We start from the raw sequence: 18,149 nt of genomic DNA, 5'->3' as shown, positions 1-18,149 counted from the left end.
AAACAAATCAAGTTTCAAAAGGCTCAAGGCCCGATGTAGCCAGGGCATGAATCATGAGGTTCCCGCCAGTATGTAACCGCATGGAATTTGATGTAACAAGGAGAGAGGCATTGCCGGTTTTTATTGTTAAAGAAGTGTCCGCCGCTATAAAAATATTTCCCTGATGCGCCTGCAAGCTCTGGTTGCCGCGGCTACAGGAAAAACGAAGGTTTTGTCCTGCTTTTAAAACGGTCGAGCCAACGCTTTTACTCTTAATTTTTTTCTGAGCTTGCAAGGATTGCGTCGGCGCATGAAAAGAAGCATCTTGATCAGAAGAGAGACTTAAGGATTCCTGGGCTTTAAATACAATATTTGTCGATGACCCATTTAAATCGCCCCTGCCCCATAAGCGCAGCATATTCTTGGCATATTTTTGATAATTTTGGCTGGTATTTATGTTCAATACATTGGCGGTATACAGGCTTAGCGATCCCTCTTGGGATTCAAGGGTTATCTCCTTGCTTCCTCCCTGTTCTTTTATAGACAGTCGATTCTTTTGCAGCTTGCTGCTCAGTTCAACTGAATTTTCCTGCCCGCTTTCAAGCCATTTAAGCTGGTTGCCTGCCCTTGTGGCAATCATTTTCTCATCAGGATTTGCCGAAGTCACAACAGAAGGGCAATCTGAGTTTGACAGAGCGCCAATAAGGACAGGACTCTGCATATTTCCATTTTCATAAGCGATAAGCGCTTCACTTTCATCATATAAGGGAAAATTAAATCCATAATGGTTACCGGCAAAATATGAAGCTGCACGCACCCATGGCGAGGCTTTGGTTTTTTCATTGCGCAATCGCTTACCGTCGCCATGGGCCATTATGTCCTGATGCAGGCGGATATGATAACTACCCGTCTCTGAAATATCAGGATATATTCCCGGCCGATGCTCGATTTGTGCTGTATCAAATTTTGTTTTTACTGATTCAATCTGATTTGATATCGGCGCAAGGCCTGAAAAAAAAGGAGACAGCACAGCTTTTGTATGCAATCTTTCCTCATGGAAACTCAGATGTTCCTCTATTTTCTGCACACCTTTGACTTTCTCCTGAAAACCTCTAATCTCTAAAGCGCAGACTCGGACTCTTCCATTGAATTCATCAGATTCTACATTCACCTCATGACCCGGCAAGAGCGGCATGCCTGATATTTGCAGGGTTACTTGCCTTGCCGCTTCATCAAGCATTGCCTGTTTTACAATCGCGCCCTGAGAAGGCGAATAGCCATTGGTTTCATATTTTCCCAGAGCAGGCTTACATGCTGAGGATGCCTCTTTTGTTGTATAGTTTGCTGATTGTGCTGCAAAATTTCTCCTGGTTACTGTGCCGGTACAAAGATGTTGTTTAAAAGTCAGAACCGATATTCCCTCCTGGCGGGCAAAGCCTGAATGAGGCTGCAGTTTTAAGGCGATTAACCCGGCAGGAAGCAACGTTTCTAACGAATCGGCAATAATACAACGCGCATGATCCTCAGTTTGCTGATAGCTGTAATAAAGACAATGAGCAGCTAAAATACGCCTTAAAAACAATAAGGTTGATTCATTGTCCTGATAAAACCACCAATCCTTCGCTTCGGATTTCAGGCGCAATTCAAACTGCGCTCCTTCCGTTAAGCCGGCATTCACCAATAATTTACGGATTATGGACGGCAGGTGCTGTTCTTTAAAAATTTGAGTATGGCTGTGACTCAAGTAATACTTGAGCGGAGATACAAGCTGAATACTTGTCCTAACAATTTGTTCGGAATGGGAAACTTGTTGCGAGACAATAAATCCATGGAAGATATGCGCATCCACATGCAACGAGGCAGGCTGGTTTATAAGCCTTGGCACGTCTTCGTCCTGGATGATTAAATGAATCTCATATTCCCGTGAAATACCGAGGTTTTTGATTGTAAAACTTGTCACATTCCATAGGTGGGAGCCAGTTTTTAAAACGAATTTTGGACTTTTGCCAGCAGTCATTTTTTTCCATCATTATTTGCTGTGGCATAAGACTAAATAGATGATGGAAAAAAAACAAGTCCTCTCGCGTCAAACGCCAAGGGAAGTCAGGTTTAATTGCCGGCCGCATACCCAGGCCTTATTCAATTCACGCATAATGTCTTTGGGCATGCCGGAAGGCAGGCATACTGTTGAGTAATGATCGTGAATTTTCAATTCGGTAATATAACGGCTTTGCAATCCTGTCTCGTTGGCTATTGCGCCAACAATATTACCAGCTTTCACGCCATGAACTCGCCCAACATCAAGCTGGTATAATTCCCGGGGATAATCCGCATGACTGGCCTTGGGCTCTTTTTCTTTTTTAAACTCATGTTTCCCGCGCTTTTTTTTATGGCCTTCTGTTACAGGTTCGGGAGACGCGGAAAAAGCGAGCTGGGAATAGAAGGATTTATCCTGATTCAATTGCAGTGCCAAGGCCGCCGCAACTTCAAGGGCTGAAACGTGTGGATTGTCTTTTAGGTATTCCTCAAGCATCTTTTGATAAGCAGGCTTATTTTCATGCTGCAAACGCGCGCTGATTTCACTGAGAAATCGCTCTTTTCTTGCGGCGTGAATAGCCTGATCGCTGGGCATGGCAATTTTTTGAATGCGCTGGCGGGTATGCCGTTCAATCAAATTCAGCAACCTGCCTTCTTTCGGCGTCACAAATAAAACGGCAACACCACTTCGGCCTGCGCGCCCGGTGCGGCCAATCCGATGCACATAGGTTTCACAGTCCTGGGCGATATCGTAATTAATCACATGGGTTACCCGGTCGACATCCAGCCCTCTTGCCGCAACATCAGTGGCTACCAGTACATCAATTGTGCCCTGTTTAAACTGGCTGATGATCCGCTCACGCAAAGCCTGAGTTAAATCGCCATGAATGGCCATAGCTCGATGCCCATATTGTTGCAGCAATTCTGCAACTATATCAGCGCTCGTTTTGGTTCGCACGAATACAATGACGCTCTGATATGCCTCAACAGCAAGAACGCGCAGCAATGCCTCTGGCTTTTGCGCCTGCTGCGCAAATAAAAAACGCTGCTCGATGCTTTTTACGGTCGCGGTTTCCATACGGATTTCTATAGAAACAGGATTTTTGAGATACTGATTGGCAATTTGCCGAATACGAGAAGGCATCGTCGCGGAAAATAAAGCCATCTGTTTTGCGGCGGGTAATTTTGCGAGAATGGTTTCAACATCCTCAATAAAACCCATCCTCAACATTTCATCAGCTTCATCCAGTATAAATGTTTTTAAGTTGGCCAAACTGAGGCTGCCCCGTTCCAAATGGTCAAGGATACGGCCAGGAGTGCCGACAACAATCTGTGCTCCTTCCTTCAGTTTTTTTAATTGTGGACGATATTCCTGCCCGCCGCATAATACAGCAATTCGAGTACCGTTTTGATAGGCGCTCAAACGCTCGAACTGCTCCGCCACCTGAATTGCGAGCTCCCGCGTTGGCGCTAAAACCAATGCTTGTGTATCAGGCTGCTGGGGCGCTAGCATTTGCAATACAGGCAGAGCGAATGCCGCGGTTTTGCCCGTACCGGTTTGCGCCTGACCAATTAAATCTTTCCCTTGCAAAAGCCATGGTATCGTCTGCTGCTGAATAGGCGACGGATTGATATACTGTAGGTCTTCTAACGCTTTCAATAATGCCTGAGACAAGCCCAAAGAGGCGAACGAGTTTGTTTCTTGATTCATAAGGTTCCTGGAGAAATACATCTGCAATTAACGCAAAAGAATTGATAACTTGACTTGTTTGAATGGATTACATGCAATAAAACAGGTTAAGTAATACAAAATTTGATCACTATCATAGCAAAAATCACGTCAAAATGCACTGTTTTTTTAGTTTTTATCTCTGTACTACTCCATTAAATTAATTTTGTCTTTTATCGTTGGGTAGAGACGTTTCAATTTTATCCTGGCCATATCATGCCTTATTTGTGTCACTGACGCGCATCCGGAAATCTATTTCCAACGATAGCCCATCACGCCGCTTGCCGAATAGATTTCCGCCTGCGGATGACATATTTTAGACACTTTAGCAGGACATACTTTAATCAACCTGTTATGACCTAATCCTCGATTATTATTTTCAATGGTTGATTTATCAGATCAAAGCCGCCAATCGGCAAGCCTGCTCAATGGCATGTCTTGCATCTAATTCCAATGCCTTATAAGCGCCTCCTACCAGATGCACAGATTTACCTGCCCTTTTTAAGGGCTCAAAGAGAGATTGCTGCTCAATCTGCCCTGCGCAAATGATAACAGAATCAACCCTCAGTAATTCCTGTTTGTCATTGACCAACAGGTGGAGTCCCTCATCGTCAATTCGTTGATAGGTAACGCCCGACATCATATGCACATCTTTATGCTTCAGGCTCAGTCGATGAATCCAGCCTGTTGTTTTGCCAAGCCGCATGCCCGGTTTTTCTTTCTTGCGCTGCAATAAAAAAACCTCACGCGGGCTGGGAGAAATTACAGGCTTTCTCAAGCCACCGCGGTGAGAAAGCTGGATATCAATGCCCCATTCATCATAAAACTGCTGAGGATTTTTATTCTTATGGGTTAGCCATTCAGCGACATCGAAGCCTATACCGCCGGCACCAATAATGGCAACGCGCCTGCCGGGAATTTTAGTGCCTTCCAATACGTCATGGTAAGTCATGACTTTCTCATGAGTAATACCCGAAATATCTGGAACTCTCGGAAAAACCCCCGTAGCCAGTACGATTTCATCATAATCGTAAAGCATCGCCTCGACTGCTTCCGTATTAAGGCGGATATCAACCTTGTATTTTTGTAACTGATAAGTGAAATAATCAATGGTTTTGCTGTATTCTTCCTTACCGGGAATGACTTTTGCGAGGTTAAACTGCCCGCCTGGCGCATCACTTTTCTCAAAGAGCGTCACATGATGCCCGCGTTCAGCTGCGACTGCGGCAAATGCAAGTCCTGCAGGTCCTGCGCCAACTATGGCAATGTTTTTGGCGTGGCGAGCAACTTCATAAACCAATTGCGTTTCATTGCAGGCACGTGGATTAACGAGGCAAGATGCCGTTTGATTCACGAATACGCGATCAAGGCACGCCTGATTACAGGCAATACAGACATTGATGGAACCGCTTTCACCCCGTTTTGCTTTTTCAGCAAACAAAGCATCGGCAAGGAAAGGCCTGGCCATTGAAACCATATCTGCTGCGCCAGACTCGATGACTTGATTGGCCAGTTCAGGAGTATTAATACGGTTTGAGGTAATAAGCGGTACGGATACCTCGGGCTTCAAGCGCCTGGTTACTTCTGTGAATGCAGCAGGAGGAACCATGCTTGCAATGGTTGGTACGCGGGCCTCATGCCAGCCGATACCCGTGTTAATTAAACTGGCCCCGGCTTCTTCTACCGCTTTGGCCAGCGTTACAACTTCTTCCCATGAACTCCCCGCACCAATCAGGTCCAGCATGGAAAGACGATAAATGATTATAAAATCATCCCCAACCGCTTCCCGTACAGCCTTAACCACCTCAACAGGAAAGCGGATACGGTTTGTAAACGAGCCTCCCCATTCATCGTGACGCTGGTTGGTATGAGTCACAATAAACTGATTGATTAAATATCCTTCGCTGCCCATGATTTCTACCCCATCATAACCTGCTGCCTTGGCATGGCATGCACAGCGGGCAAAATGTTTGATGGTTTTTATAATTCTCGATTGGCTCATGCTCCAGGGTTTAAATGGGCTGATTGGAGATTTAATGGCGCTTGGCGCGACCACAAACGGATGATAGCCATAGCGGCCGGCATGGAGAATCTGTAGTGCAATTTTGCCGCCCGCTTCATGGACAGTCCGGGTAACAAGCTCATGACGGCGCTGTTCTTTTAGAGAAGTCAGCTTGGCAGCAAAAGGAGCAAGGCGCCCTGCGCGATTGGGCGCAAAGCCTCCAGTTACAATCAGCCCGGCCCCCCCCAACGCGCGTTCCCGATAAAACATCGCCAAGCGTTCCAAACTGTTCTTGTCCTCTTCAAGGCCCGTATGCATAGACCCCATCAGAAGACGGTTTTTGATTTGGGTGTATCCTAAATCCAGAGGCTGAAACAGCGAACGAAAAGCGGTGTTCTCAACACTTAACTCCATGGGCAGCATCCATTTTAAAAAATCATATTTATCGCATAATTAAAAGCATTTCATCAAATAATAATTTCAATATTTTTTCATATTGCCTGAATTTATACCATTTGCAAAAAACTTATACTCGCGCGGATTACCAGAGGAATCATATTTTTTTACCATAATTTCATCAACATGATTCTCTTCAGATATTTCCTCCTCAATTGATCCAGACAACGTCCCTGAAGTTTTTTTGCTATTCAACTTCAGGATTGTTACCATGTTTTTTGAACCTAGTAATCATTCGGTATAATGCCACTTAAAAAATACCCGACGGTCATTGGTTATAGTGCTCTCATTTTTTGGGCTCTTGCCGCACCTTTTGTTGTTCATATCAAGTCGCTTCCAGTTTTTGAATCACTCACCATTGTGTTCGGGGTGAGCTTTATTTTGTCTGCTTCAAAATTAACCTATCACAGACAATGGTCTCACTTGCAGCAACCCTGGTTTTTATGGATTGTTGGCTTCCTTGGGATTTACGGTAATGATTTGTTATACATCGCAGCCTTCAAACATGCACCTGCAGCCCATGCGGATTTGATTAATTATCTCTGGCCGATCATGGTCATTTTGTTAACAGGACTGCTCCCCAATGAAAAGCTGAGTTTCCGCCATTTGCTGGCTGCATCGCTCGGATTCTTTGGCATTTATATTTTAATCAGTCAGAATAATGAGGGGTTTGACGCACAATATTTATTGGGCTACACCCTTGCTTTTCTTGATGCATTAGTCTGGTCTCTTTATACATTAATGGCACGGCATTATGGCAAATCACCCGTAGAAACTATCGGGGTTTACTGTGGATTAGGCGCTTTGTGCTCTTTATTTCTGCATCTTCATTTGGAAACAGCTGTCATGCCCCAATACGGGCAGTGGCTTATTCTCTTGATTATGGGGGCTACAACCCAGTGCCTTGCTTATTTTTTCTGGGACTTTGGTGTTAAATGCGGCGATTTTAAATTACTTACCATCTTATCTTATGGTAATCCAATCCTGTCCATTGGTTTTTTAATCTTATTTGGCCTTGCCAAGCCTTCCCTGGAATTGCTTATCGCATGTGTTTTGGTTAGTCTTGGCGGGCTGGTCGGTATGTTTCCCCTGACCGCAATTGGGCAATTTTTTCGCACCCACAGCCATTCCAAAGCCTCTGTATCCTCGCGACTTTCACGCAGTTAAAGGCTATATTACTGCTGACGCTTTCCCGCCATGGTATTTTTTAACTCGATAAAACTAAACGAGTGTTGTAATAGCTTCACCCGCTAAAAGATAATCTGCTATGCTAGCAAAGGCATACCATATCAATGAAAGGAGTAAGAATAATGCTTGGCAAATGGTCAGGAAGTCTTATTGGAATAATTTTAGGAGGCAATATATGTTATGCCGCAGAATTGACAGTAACCATGTATACGACAGGAGGCAAGAAGCCTCTGGGGCAAGTCACATTTACTGATTCCCAATATGGTTTGCTCATCAAGCCCAATCTGGTTGGTTTGCCGGGAGGATTGCACGGCTTCCATATCCATGAACATCCCAACTGCGGTGAGGAAGGGCATGATGCTGGCGGGCATTTTGATCCCCAAAAAACCAATACCCATCAAGGACCCTACGGAGATGGGCATTTGGGAGATCTCCCTGTGCTGTACGTTACCAAAGAGGGCGGTGCCAATATTCCCACTCTGGCGCCTCGTCTCAAAACCAGTGATTTGCCGGGGCACGCTGTTATTATTCATGAAGGCGGAGATACCTACAGCGATACGCCAAAATTAGGCGGCGGCGGAGAGCGCATTGCTTGCGGGATCATTGAACAAACAAATTGATTGACCAATAAAAAAACTGCACGCCCGTAATTAATACGGGCTGCACTCCTTGAAATTTATCCGCAAAATTCCTTAGTCCTTAAAAGGATCGTGGATGATGATCGTAGAATCACGCTCCGGCCCTGTAGAAAGAATATCCACCGGTACGCCTAATAACTCTTCAAGGCGTTTGATGTATGCCAGGGCATTGGCTGGAAGCTCGGCAAGGGAAGTAACATCCGCTGTCGACTCATTCCATCCGGGCAAATCCTCATACATCGGTTCTAAATCGACAAATTCTTCCGCAGACTGCGGCGGATAACCCAGGATATTGCCATTGCTGTCGCGATAAGCGACAGCAATGCGGATTGTATCCAGACCATCGAGCACATCCAGTTTAGTCAGGCATAAGCCGGATATGCTGTTCAGCTCGATTGAACGGCGTAGCAAAACAGCGTCAAACCAGCCGCAGCGTCTTGGCCTGCCTGTGACTGCGCCAAACTCATTCCCACGCTCAGCGAGTCTTTTACCCGTCTCATCAAATAATTCAGTAGGAAACGGGCCACCGCCAACGCGGGTTGTGTAGGCTTTGGTTATTCCCAGAATATAATCAAGATAACGCGGGCCAAAACCTGATCCATTGACAACGGAACCGACACAGGTGTTAGAGGAGGTCACAAAGGGATAGGTGCCGTGATCAATATCAAGATAAACTCCCTGTGCCCCTTCAAACAAAATGGCCTCCCCATGTTTGCGGTGTTGATGAAGCGCGCTTGTGACATCACTCATCATGGGGATGATTTCCTCTCCCCAGGCTGAGAGCTCACTGAATAGTTCATTTTGATCCACCGCTTTTTGCTGGTAATAATGAGTTAAAATAAAGTTATGATACTCAAGCAATTCCTCAAGCTTGAGCTTTAACCGCTTAGGGTATTGCAAATCGCCAACTTTAAGCGCTCTTCTTGCAATTTTATCCTCGTAAGCAGGCCCGATGCCGCGACCGGTAGTACCAATGGCCGCATTCCCCTTACGGCTTTCACGGGCATGATCCAAAGCCACATGGCTTGGCAGAATCAGTGGGCAGGCTTTGCTGATATGCAACCGAGGACGAACATCAACTCCTTTCGCCTCAAGCTCCTGAATTTCATCGAGTAATGCTTTTGGGGACAAGACCACTCCGTTCCCGATATAGCATTGCACATGAGGGCGTAAAATGCCTGAGGGAATCAGGCGAAGAACCGTTTTTTCGCCATTAATCTTTAACGTATGGCCTGCATTATGTCCACCCTGGTAACGAACAACCGCCTTGGCGTCTAATGTCAGCAAATCAACAATTTTACCCTTGCCCTCATCACCCCACTGGGTGCCTACAACAACAACATTTTTTCCCATGATACGCCTTTACTCCGCAAACTGGTGAACTATGGTCAGCAAAATCACACCGGCAAGCATACTGAAGAATCCGGTGATGCGTAAAATTTTTTCATCTTGCAAGGTGATTCCCAATAAGAATTTTTTCCATTTCTCAGGGAACGCAAAAGGCATAATGCCTTCAAATACAAAAACCAAAGCCAGTGCCGAAAGAAAATTGATTAACACAACTTTATCTCCAACAAAAAAGGGTTAAGTAGACTTAACCCTTTTATTGACCAAAAAAATGATAATTATAATTAATTCCTGGGAACAACGCCATTGCTTTTTGCCATACCGCTTTTGAAATAATCAAAAAATGCGCTGCTTTGATCCAGTACCAGAATATCCTGTTTACTGTTAAAACTGTTTATATAAGCACGCAAGCTGCGGTATAAACTGAAAAAATCCTTATTTTTGCCATAGGCTTCTGCATATATTGTCGCGGCTTGCGCCTGTCCTTCTGCACGAATTATCTGACCCTCGCTGCGGGCTTTAGCGAGCAAAACCGTCACTTTGGCATCAGCGGCAGCCTGAATTGCTTCAGCGGCAGCCTGGCCATCGGCGCGGTGGCGGTTGGCAATTTTCTGCATATCCGCACGCATCCGCTGGTAAATTGCATTGGTGGTGCTCGGCGGCAATTCTATACCTTTAATCCGCACATCGACCACATGGATGCCAAGCTCCCTTGCCTGCTCCTCAGCTCGTTGCTGCAATACATCCATCACATCCCCACGGCCCCCAGAGACTACATCAGGAATGGTTCTTTTACCAAACTGTGCCCGCAAGGAAGTATTGAGTTGTTGTTCCAAGAGGGTTTCGGCCTTCAGCTGATTGCCTCCGGTTGATTTGAAATACTGCGCCAAATCCTCAATGCGCCATTTCACATAGTAATCGACAATGACGTCTTTCTTTTCCTTCGTCACTATTCGTGATGACTTGATGTCCAGAGTTTGAATCCGGGTATCGAAAATGCGTGCTGTCTCAATGAAAGGGAGTTTAAAATGCAATCCCGGGGATAATACCCTGACTTTTTGGGTGGTGGAATCAACCACCAGTCGCCCCAAACGCAAGAGAATGCCATGCTCACCCTGTGTGATCGTAAACACACACGCCAGAAACAAGATTAAAATGAAAAAGCCAAGGACTGCCAAAATGGTTTTAGTCGCATTCATTAATCATTCCTCCCCAGACGCTCTGTTGGTCTTACGATAGGCCGGCCTTCATATAAAATCTCCGTCTCAGGCGTCTTCGCAATACTTCCGCTTAAAACCATCGCTTGCTTATCCGCTTGCAACGGAGGCGAAACGGCCAGCAGCTTTTCCAGGGGAAGATACAGCATATTTCCTGCCTTGCCATCTACAATAATCTTGCTGCTGCTGCTTAAAACCTGCTCCATTGCATCAAGATACATCCGCTCTCCTGTCACAAATGGCGAATGAATAAATTCAGGAAGGAGTTTTAAAAATTCGGCTGTTTCTCCTTTAGCGCGCAAAACAGTCTGCTCGGCATACGCTTTGGCTTCCTCGATAATTCGCCTTGCATTTCCCTCTGCAATCGGAATAACCCGTGCTTCATAAGCGCGCGCCTGCTCTTTAAAACGCTTTTCATCTTCCTGTGCCTTAATTGCATCATCAAAGGCATCCTGCACATTTTCAGGCGCGCGGGCAGGCTGTGGAGAAACGTTAACGATTTTAATGCCTGTCTGGTAACTGTCGAGAATTTCTACCAGGTTCTGCTGCACCTTACTGCCCCAGACTTCCCTGCCTTCAGTGATAATTTCATCGAGCGTGGTTTGGCCAATCACCTGCCTTAAGGCACTGGATGTGGCCTGCTGCAGGCTTTCCTGGGGATCGGCAACTTTGAATAAATAATCTTCAAGGTCTCCAATATGGTATTGAACGACCACTGCCACAGAAACTAAATTTTCATCCTTGGTGAGCATTTGCGCTGAATAGGAATAATCAGACACTCGATCCACATTCATGACCACTTTGCTGGAAATTAAACGGGGGATCCAGTGCGGTCCCGGGCCAACGGTTTCAACATACTTGCCAAAACGCAAAATCACCGCCTGCTCGGCAGGGCCTATGATAAAAATACCTGATAAAGCCCAAAGAATGAAAGCTACCAGCAAAATCATTACAGCAAGAATTCCGCCGCCTCTGGCATTATCACCGCCATTGCCACCAGAATCTTTTTGCGAGCCGCCCCAAAATGTTTTTTTTAATTTTTCCTGCAAGCGTTTTAAAGCTTCATCAAGATCTGGCGGTTGATTCTTTCCACTCCATGGATCTTTGCCTTTATCCGGTTCATTCCACCCCATGCGATGTATACTCCAGCCATTGTGCATAAAAATAGAATTTTATGGGGTATCATAGCTTAAGGCAAGTGAAATACAGAAGGACAGAACACATTGGTTACCTTGAATTCAATATTAGTTTTCAAGGAGATAAGCTTGAATGCGGTTTTCCTCGCGATTGTATTTGGGCGCGGCCTAAGCCTTGTCTAACTCATTGCGGCGAATAAAAATTAAATCCCACACGCCATGTCCCAAGCGGCTCCCGCGCTGTTCAAACTTTGTGACCGGGCGCGTGGCAGGCCTTGGGCTATATCCTTTACCCGCCTGATTCTGCAAGGCAGGTTCCTCAGAAAGTACAGCCAGCATGTGCTCGGCATAATCCTGCCAATCTGTGGCGCAATGAATGAAACCTCCGGATTTAATTTTTCGGGATAAAAGCTTTACAAACTCACCCTGGATTAAACGCCTTTTATGATGCTTTTTTTTAGGCCAGGGATCAGGAAAGAAAATCTGCACCCCCAGCAAGGCATTATCCGCTATGCAGGTTTTAAAAAGTTCAACGGCATCAAAGGCAGCAATCCGTATATTTGCGAGGCCATATTCCTGTATACCGGCAGCCAGACTGCCAATTCCGGCAAGGTGTACCTCAATGCCAATAAAATTGACCTCAGGCCGCGCTTTTGCCATCTCCAGCAAAGAAGTGCCCATACCAAATCCTACTTCAATCACAGTTTCTGCATCACGGCCAAAAACTGATGACAGATCCCAGGGAGCGGCCTCTTTTTTCAATTCATAAGCTGGCAAATAATATTGAAGCGCATGCTGTTGGCGATTGCTGATTCGTCCTGCACGCAATACATAGCTTTTGATGGTTCTTTGCATGGTTGCGATCTGATTACAAAAAAAATGCTGATTATACCATCGATTGGTGCAAGTACCATGGCAGTTTAGTGCAAAATTTAAACCATTTGATTGTTTACGGCAATTTCCTGTTCTCTGATTTTCAGAACCATAGGGTTCATTTTTTGAACCATCCCTAAACAAAAAAAGAGGCAATTCATTGCATCATTTGCTATTTTTTGTTATAAAACGCCACCTATGTTCACTTTTGTAAAATTCGCTTGCGAATTGAATTAAATTAGACGTTCCTTTTGGAGTATTAACATGTCAAGAGTATGCCAAGTTACTGGCAAGCGACCCACCACTGGCAACAATGTGTCGCATGCAAACAGGAAAACAAAACGACGTTTTCTACCGAATATCAGATACCATCGTTTCTGGGTGGAAGAAGAAAACCGCTTCGTAACCCTGCGTGTTAGCACAAAAGGCATGCGTATCATCGATAAGTTAGGCATTAAAGCTGTGCTCGATAAAATCAGAGCCGAAGGCGAAAAAATTTAATTAATTGAGGAATTACCATGGCCGCTGTTACCATCAAGGTTAAAATGGAATCAACCGCAGATACGGGTTATTTTTATACAACCACCAAAAACCCAAGGAATCATCCAGACAAACTGGAACTGCGTAAATTTGATCCAATCGCTCGCAAACATGTCCTGTTTAAAGAGAAAAAGATCAAGTAATTATTTTAACCGACATTCCGCGTTAGCGTTTTTTAGCTAAAAAACACAGGGCTGAATGTCGGATTCAACTTACCGGGTAAACTGCTTATTCACCTTGACCCAGATTCAAAAGCTGCAGCTTATCCCGTCATTGTTTCTTGCTCCTTTCCACTCTAGCATCCTCTGAAAAACATCAATCAAATAATTTAATGTGGCTCCGCTGCACCTGAAATCCGGATAAGTCCATGATTCAATGTTATTTTCCCGCTTCTTCCCTGCCTATAGCATATAAAGTAACTGGATAAACTGACTGAATTGGTTAAACTAATAATAGGAGCAGGCAAAGTTTGAGGAGTTGATTTATATGAAACCATCACTGCAGATGAAAATAACTCAGCAGCTCACTTTGACCCCCAAGCTTCAGCAAGCAATTCGTTTGTTACAATTATCTACCCTAGACCTGCAGCAGGAAATTCAACAGCAGCTCGAATCCAATCCCATGCTTGAAGTCTCGCCAAGCGAAGAATTTGAAGATTCATTTCCTGATGTTGCAACTGAAACCGAAGATGAGTTTCAGTGGTCAACACTCTATTCAGGCCCAAAGAAAGAAAATCTTTACAATGAGAATGCTTATATTTTTGATACTCTCTACTGCACTTCGACCACGCTGCAGGATCACCTGCGCTGGCAGCTGGAACTCACCCCCATAACAGATATTGACAAAGTCATTGCCACTGCTGTGATCGACGCAATTAATCCGGATGGTTTTTTAACCTTGTCATTAAAAGACCTTCATGCAAGTTTATCAAGCAGCAGCCATCCGTTGTTAGAAAAGGAAATAGAAGCGGTCATTCATCGCATTCAGCGTTTTGATCCAGTAGGATGTGCTGCTGCCAATTTACAAGAAACCTTACTGATTCAGCTTGAACAACTGAGAGCTTCCAGGCAACAAAAAGAGTTGGCTGCCAAAATGATTCGCAAGGACTTATCCTTGTTGGCCCGCAAGGATTATGCAAGCCTCATGAAACAATATAACATCAGCGAGCCTCAGCTCAAGCAGGTACTCCGCCTCATCCACACCCTGAATCCCAAACCCGGAAGCGCAATCAATACAGAAAAGCCCGAGTATGTGATCCCTGATTTAACAGTAAGAAAAAATGGCGATCAATGGTCTGTCAGTTTGAATCAAAGTATATTACCCCAGCTCAGTATCAATTCTTACTATGCATCCTTAATAAAACGGGCAAACTCCAGCAGTGAGAATCAGTTTCTGAAGTCCAGCCTTCAGGAAGCCCGGTGGTTTTTAAAAAGCATCCATAGCAGGCAAGAAACCCTGTTGAAAGTTGCGCAATATATCGTAAACTATCAAAAGGATTTCCTTAATCAAGGCGAGAAAGCCATGAAGCCCTTGATTTTAAGTCAGGTTGCACATGCCCTGAATATGCATGAATCCACGATTTCCAGAGTCACAACTCAAAAATTCATTTTAACTCCGCGCGGTTTATTCGAGCTGAAGTATTTTTTTTCCAGCCACATCAGCGCAAAGATGGGTCAAGAATATTCTTCTACCGCTATAAGGGCATTCATTAAAAAGCTCATCAGTGAAGAAAATCCCCAAAAGCCGTTGAGTGATGCAAGTATTGCCCGAATCATGGAAAAACAAGGCATTCATGTTGCAAGGCGCACCATCGCCAAGTATCGTGAAGAAATGGGAATTGCCCCTTCCAAGGATCGTAAAGCTATCAGTCGTTCGTTGTAAGCCAAAAAAGGAGATGTAAGATGCATATTAACTTTACCGGCCATCGTTTAGAAATTACACCGGCATTACGGTCATTTGCACTGGAAAAGTTTGATAGATTATCCAGGCATTTCGATAAAATAACATCGATTAATGTTATTTTTGATGTGGAAAAATTACGGCAAAAGGCAGAGGCAACCATCCACGTTGCCAAAGGGGAATTACACGCCAGTTCAGAATCAACCGATATGTACGCCGCCATTGATACTTTGGTTGATAAATTAAACCGCCAGCTCATCAAGCATAAGGAAAAAATCCAAAACCATCGCGCGCACAGCTAATCCTTCTCTGTAAGTACCCGTAAAAGGGTACTTATTCTGTTTAAATTCATGTAAAATAAGCTTTATATAAAATCGTGCCGTTCATAATTTCTTATGTTGTTTTTTAACCTTTTCCATCGAAAGAATATCTGCCTTGATGAAGCTTCGCAAAGTAAAACTGCAGTATTATTAAAGATTAGTCAGTTAATCCATCAAAACAATCCAAAACTTTCGATTGAATCGTTGTTTGATGCCTTTTGGAAGCGTGAAACCCTGGGCAGCACAGCCATTGGCCACGGCATTATCATCCCTCATATCCGCTCACAAGCCGCAGAAGAGACGCAAGCCTGTTTTTTAAAATTAAAAACACCCATTGATTTTGGTGCGGAAGATAAACAACCTATAGATTTGGTTATTGGTCTTGTGGTGCCGCAAACAAATACTACACAGCATTTAGCCTTGTTAAATGGGATTTGCCAGGAATTTGGCAAGCCTTCTTTGCGAAATGCCTGCCGGGCTGCAAATGACGAGGAGGAATTGTTCCGCTTGTTAGTAAAGCCTTCAAAAACCGCAACGCAATTAATTGAAACTGAGATGATTTCCGAGTAGTTGTTCCTGCCAGCAGGCGCCATTGTGAAATTGGCTGTGCATTTTTTGAATTCATACTGATCAATCAAGTCAAAATAATCACAAAAAATCAAACGAAACCAGCATAATTCCAGGGTCTGCGCATGAAAATCAAACTTGAATTAGGTGAGGTCAACTTGACTCCTATTTCTACGTCCCACGACTTGTTTGCGGGATCCAGCATTTGATTCAGAATCACTGGATTCCGCAAACAAGTCGCAGAACGTAGAAGTCAAGAGTTTTTTCATGCGTAGGCCCTGAGCATAGTTCATATCTATATTGCGCTTACGGCAAGTTGGTGATAGATTGTAAGAGTCATGATCATAACTAAAATCAAAATAATCAATAAATTAGGTCTGCATGCCAGAGCTTCGGCAAAGTTTGTCTCAACGGCTGCAAAATTCCAAAGCCATATTGATGTCACCAAAGATTCCCAAACGGTTAACGGAAAAAGCATCATGGGAGTCATGATGCTTGCTGCCAACAAAGGGAGCGAGTTAACCTTGCAAATTGATGGGCCTGATGAGGAAGCAATGAATGAGGCCCTCACCGAATTGATTAATAATCGTTTTGGTGAACCAGAATAGGATTGGGCTCATCCTCTCTTTATTGACTGTTTTCATTTCTCTTTTTGGACACTCCCCGGCGCTGTTTTCGCACACGATGCAATGCAATCAATGTTTGCAAGGGTCCTGACAAGGCATAAATAAGAAAAGCGACAAATAAAATAATTGATGGGTTTGCGGCAATTGCAACAAATAAAAAAACGATTATTAAGATATAGATGAAGGGAACCTTGCCTTTAAAATCAACTTCTTTAAAGCTGTAATAGCGAACATTGCTGACCATCAATATGGCAATAACAATGCTTATCATTGCGGCAATTACTATCACCAATGAATTTTGCCAATGATGCTGGTGGCAAATCCATACAAAGGACGCAACGATAGCAGCCCCCGGTGGGCAGGCAAGCCCCTGAAAATAACGCTTGTCAGCGGTTTCGACCTGCGTATTAAAGCGAGCAAGTCGTAAAGCGACCGCTGCAGTATAGATAAATGCCACAAGCCACCCGAATTTACCGAGCGAATTTAAGCCCCAGCCGTAAAGAAGCAGCGCCGGGGCTACCCCAAACGTGACCATATCCGAAAGGCTATCATATTCTCCACCAAATGCGGTTTGCGTATTAGTGAGGCGCGCAATACGGCCATCCAGCCCATCTGCGAGCATGCCGATAAAAATTGCAATCACTGCTGTTTCATACTGGCCTTTCATGGAAGCAACCAGTGAATAAAAAGCAGCAAACAAGCTCGCTGTAGTTAAAAGATTGGGTAACAGATATATGCCCGGGCGGCTTTCTTTCTTTGAAACCATAAGATCCTCAACTGTAATGCAGTACAATCCAACCAAATTATACCCGCAGTTAGACTTCATCCCAATGAAAATAATATGAACGCAAAAGCAAAAATCAGATCTTCCGCTTTTTTTATTGACAAAGGTATGGATAGCATATTGATGATGCTATAATAAACATACTGTTTTATTATCTAATAAGCATGGCAAAATCAAGCGATAAAAAAATTGTTATTGAAGGAGTAACCAATCAGGGTAAGCCTTTCCGCCCAAGTGACTGGGCTGAACGCATGAGCGGCACTCTGGCTACTTTTAAAAACAGCCGCATCCATTACTCTCCCCTGTTACAGCCCAGCGTCAACCATGAGGGCTATAAATGTGTTTTGCTTGACCCCAGATTAAAAGAATCAAGTCCTCACGTCTATCAAGCAATCATAGATTTTGCAAAGGCGAATAATCTTAAAATCTGCGGCGAAGAAGAATAAGCCTTGAGCCTGTGAGTCGTGAGTTTTTCGAGGCGCTTGTGAGATCATTTACCAGCCGAAAAATTTGACAGCGCAAAGGCCCTCCACTATCGTATTTTCTGCAAAAAAATGCAGCTGCAAAATACCGGAATGGCTAAGTCAGAGCACGCTGAAATGCCGATCATTGTTTTAAGGACAAATACACTTCATATTGACCTTCTTCGCTAAAAAGCTCGAATTTTTCAATATTTCCTCCCTCACCCATGACGGTCGATGGCCCGACAGACCGATTGGGAATGCTCCACTGGACATTCAACGTTCCCTTTTCATTTTTCAATTTAACCCGCATGATCCCAAGCAGATCGTCGGGGTTCATTGGCGTGACA

The 18,149-nt window shown here is 44.3% G+C and carries 19 protein-coding genes; 9 read left to right on the top strand and 10 right to left on the bottom strand.

Translation table 11 applies throughout. The features are described 5' to 3' along the window. Positions 1–7: 7 nt before the first annotated feature. The 3 genes from Llon_RS00395 to Llon_RS00385 all read right to left on the bottom strand — a co-directional run bounded on the left by Llon_RS00395 (position 8) and on the right by Llon_RS00385 (position 6,161). Entirely contained in the window at positions 8–1,939 is a 1,932-nt protein-coding gene (locus Llon_RS00395; RefSeq protein WP_160149087.1) for a contractile injection system protein, VgrG/Pvc8 family, read from the bottom strand. 126 nt (positions 1,940–2,065) lie between these two features. Beyond that, positions 2,066–3,727 (bottom strand): DEAD/DEAH box helicase, encoded by a 1,662-nt coding sequence (locus Llon_RS00390; protein WP_058528097.1) that lies wholly within the window; start codon positions 3,725–3,727, stop codon positions 2,066–2,068. 412 nt (positions 3,728–4,139) lie between these two features. Continuing rightward, complete coding sequence (locus tag Llon_RS00385) at positions 4,140–6,161, bottom strand: NADPH-dependent 2,4-dienoyl-CoA reductase (protein WP_058528096.1); 2,022 nt, start codon at positions 6,159–6,161, stop codon at positions 4,140–4,142. Positions 6,162–6,446: 285 nt separating this feature from the next. Here Llon_RS00385 and Llon_RS00375 point away from each other — a divergent pair, with 285 nt between their 5' ends. Further along, the gene (locus Llon_RS00375) at positions 6,447–7,370 is read left to right on the top strand and encodes a DMT family transporter (RefSeq protein WP_058528094.1); all 924 of its coding nucleotides are present in this window, start codon (positions 6,447–6,449) and stop codon (positions 7,368–7,370) included. A gap of 143 nt (positions 7,371–7,513) precedes the next feature. Continuing rightward, complete coding sequence (locus Llon_RS00370) at positions 7,514–8,011, top strand: superoxide dismutase family protein (protein ID WP_058528093.1); 498 nt, start codon at positions 7,514–7,516, stop codon at positions 8,009–8,011. Positions 8,012–8,083: 72 nt separating this feature from the next. Here Llon_RS00370 and Llon_RS00365 read toward each other — a convergent pair whose 3' ends face one another. The 5 genes from Llon_RS00365 to trmB all read right to left on the bottom strand — a co-directional run bounded on the left by Llon_RS00365 (position 8,084) and on the right by trmB (position 12,584). Continuing rightward, positions 8,084–9,382 carry an adenylosuccinate synthase gene (locus tag Llon_RS00365; protein ID WP_058528092.1) on the bottom strand — a complete coding sequence of 433 codons (1,299 nt, stop codon included), beginning with the start codon at positions 9,380–9,382 and terminating at the stop codon, positions 8,084–8,086. Between the two features lie 9 nt (positions 9,383–9,391). Continuing rightward, positions 9,392–9,589: a DUF2065 domain-containing protein gene (locus tag Llon_RS00360; protein ID WP_058528091.1), complete on the bottom strand. Its 198-nt coding sequence runs from the start codon at positions 9,587–9,589 to the stop codon at positions 9,392–9,394. Between the two features lie 71 nt (positions 9,590–9,660). Beyond that, positions 9,661–10,575 (bottom strand): protease modulator HflC, encoded by a 915-nt coding sequence (gene hflC / locus Llon_RS00355; protein WP_058528090.1) that lies wholly within the window; start codon positions 10,573–10,575, stop codon positions 9,661–9,663. Next, positions 10,575–11,726, bottom strand: a complete 1,152-nt coding sequence (gene hflK / locus Llon_RS00350) for an FtsH protease activity modulator HflK (RefSeq protein ID WP_058528089.1) — start codon at positions 11,724–11,726, stop codon at positions 10,575–10,577. Before hflK ends, hflC begins: the two co-directional genes overlap by 1 nt. A gap of 171 nt (positions 11,727–11,897) precedes the next feature. Then, positions 11,898–12,584, bottom strand: coding sequence for a tRNA (guanosine(46)-N7)-methyltransferase TrmB (gene trmB / locus Llon_RS00345; RefSeq protein WP_058528251.1), 687 nt, complete (start codon positions 12,582–12,584; stop codon positions 11,898–11,900). 282 nt (positions 12,585–12,866) lie between these two features. Here trmB and rpmB point away from each other — a divergent pair, with 282 nt between their 5' ends. From rpmB to Llon_RS00315, 6 genes are all read left to right on the top strand, one after another. Then, complete coding sequence (gene rpmB / locus Llon_RS00340; RefSeq protein WP_058528088.1) at positions 12,867–13,103, top strand: 50S ribosomal protein L28; 237 nt, start codon at positions 12,867–12,869, stop codon at positions 13,101–13,103. Between the two features lie 17 nt (positions 13,104–13,120). Further along, entirely contained in the window at positions 13,121–13,285 is a 165-nt protein-coding gene (gene rpmG / locus Llon_RS00335) for a 50S ribosomal protein L33 (protein WP_058528087.1), read from the top strand. A 343-nt stretch (positions 13,286–13,628) separates the two neighbouring features. After that, on the top strand, positions 13,629–15,023 hold the full coding sequence (locus tag Llon_RS00330; protein ID WP_058528086.1) for an RNA polymerase factor sigma-54: 1,395 nt from the start codon (positions 13,629–13,631) through the stop codon (positions 15,021–15,023). A gap of 20 nt (positions 15,024–15,043) precedes the next feature. After that, the gene (hpf, locus tag Llon_RS00325; protein ID WP_058528085.1) at positions 15,044–15,343 is read left to right on the top strand and encodes a ribosome hibernation-promoting factor, HPF/YfiA family; all 300 of its coding nucleotides are present in this window, start codon (positions 15,044–15,046) and stop codon (positions 15,341–15,343) included. Between the two features lie 93 nt (positions 15,344–15,436). Beyond that, positions 15,437–15,931 (top strand): PTS sugar transporter subunit IIA, encoded by a 495-nt coding sequence (locus Llon_RS00320; RefSeq protein ID WP_058528084.1) that lies wholly within the window; start codon positions 15,437–15,439, stop codon positions 15,929–15,931. Between the two features lie 335 nt (positions 15,932–16,266). After that, on the top strand, positions 16,267–16,536 hold the full coding sequence (locus Llon_RS00315; protein WP_058528083.1) for an HPr family phosphocarrier protein: 270 nt from the start codon (positions 16,267–16,269) through the stop codon (positions 16,534–16,536). Positions 16,537–16,555: 19 nt separating this feature from the next. Here Llon_RS00315 and pssA read toward each other — a convergent pair whose 3' ends face one another. After that, a complete protein-coding gene (gene pssA, locus Llon_RS00310) occupies positions 16,556–17,320 on the bottom strand; it encodes a CDP-diacylglycerol--serine O-phosphatidyltransferase (protein WP_058528082.1) in 765 nt (254 codons plus the stop codon). Between the two features lie 182 nt (positions 17,321–17,502). Here pssA and Llon_RS00305 point away from each other — a divergent pair, with 182 nt between their 5' ends. Continuing rightward, a complete protein-coding gene (locus Llon_RS00305; protein ID WP_058528081.1) occupies positions 17,503–17,784 on the top strand; it encodes a DUF3579 domain-containing protein in 282 nt (93 codons plus the stop codon). A gap of 160 nt (positions 17,785–17,944) precedes the next feature. Here the strand turns inward: Llon_RS00305 and Llon_RS00300 are convergent. Continuing rightward, positions 17,945–18,149: hypothetical protein (locus Llon_RS00300; protein WP_162261935.1), on the bottom strand; the 205-nt coding region annotated here is incomplete at its 5' end.

The sequence above is a fragment of the Legionella londiniensis genome (assembly GCF_001467825.1).
Lineage (GTDB): Bacteria > Pseudomonadota > Gammaproteobacteria > Legionellales > Legionellaceae > Legionella_A > Legionella_A londiniensis.
Note: the sequence above shows the minus strand (reverse complement) of the source record. Positions and strands in the feature narration are given on the sequence as shown.

Coding starts and splice junctions, on each gene's coding strand:
- Llon_RS00390 (WP_058528097.1), bottom strand. CDS start 3,727: ATGAATCAAGAAACAAACTCGTTCGCCTCTTTGGGCTTGTCTCAGGCA.
- Llon_RS00385 (WP_058528096.1), bottom strand. CDS start 6,161: ATGGAGTTAAGTGTTGAGAACACCGCTTTTCGTTCGCTGTTTCAGCCT.
- Llon_RS00375 (WP_058528094.1), top strand. CDS start 6,447: ATGCCACTTAAAAAATACCCGACGGTCATTGGTTATAGTGCTCTCATT.
- Llon_RS00370 (WP_058528093.1), top strand. CDS start 7,514: ATGCTTGGCAAATGGTCAGGAAGTCTTATTGGAATAATTTTAGGAGGC.
- Llon_RS00365 (WP_058528092.1), bottom strand. CDS start 9,382: ATGGGAAAAAATGTTGTTGTTGTAGGCACCCAGTGGGGTGATGAGGGC.
- hflC (WP_058528090.1), bottom strand. CDS start 10,575: ATGAATGCGACTAAAACCATTTTGGCAGTCCTTGGCTTTTTCATTTTA.
- hflK (WP_058528089.1), bottom strand. CDS start 11,726: ATGGGGTGGAATGAACCGGATAAAGGCAAAGATCCATGGAGTGGAAAG.
- trmB (WP_058528251.1), bottom strand. CDS start 12,584: ATGCAAAGAACCATCAAAAGCTATGTATTGCGTGCAGGACGAATCAGC.
- rpmB (WP_058528088.1), top strand. CDS start 12,867: ATGTCAAGAGTATGCCAAGTTACTGGCAAGCGACCCACCACTGGCAAC.
- rpmG (WP_058528087.1), top strand. CDS start 13,121: ATGGCCGCTGTTACCATCAAGGTTAAAATGGAATCAACCGCAGATACG.
- Llon_RS00330 (WP_058528086.1), top strand. CDS start 13,629: ATGAAACCATCACTGCAGATGAAAATAACTCAGCAGCTCACTTTGACC.
- hpf (WP_058528085.1), top strand. CDS start 15,044: ATGCATATTAACTTTACCGGCCATCGTTTAGAAATTACACCGGCATTA.
- Llon_RS00320 (WP_058528084.1), top strand. CDS start 15,437: ATGTTGTTTTTTAACCTTTTCCATCGAAAGAATATCTGCCTTGATGAA.
- Llon_RS00315 (WP_058528083.1), top strand. CDS start 16,267: ATGATCATAACTAAAATCAAAATAATCAATAAATTAGGTCTGCATGCC.
- pssA (WP_058528082.1), bottom strand. CDS start 17,320: ATGGTTTCAAAGAAAGAAAGCCGCCCGGGCATATATCTGTTACCCAAT.
- Llon_RS00305 (WP_058528081.1), top strand. CDS start 17,503: ATGGCAAAATCAAGCGATAAAAAAATTGTTATTGAAGGAGTAACCAAT.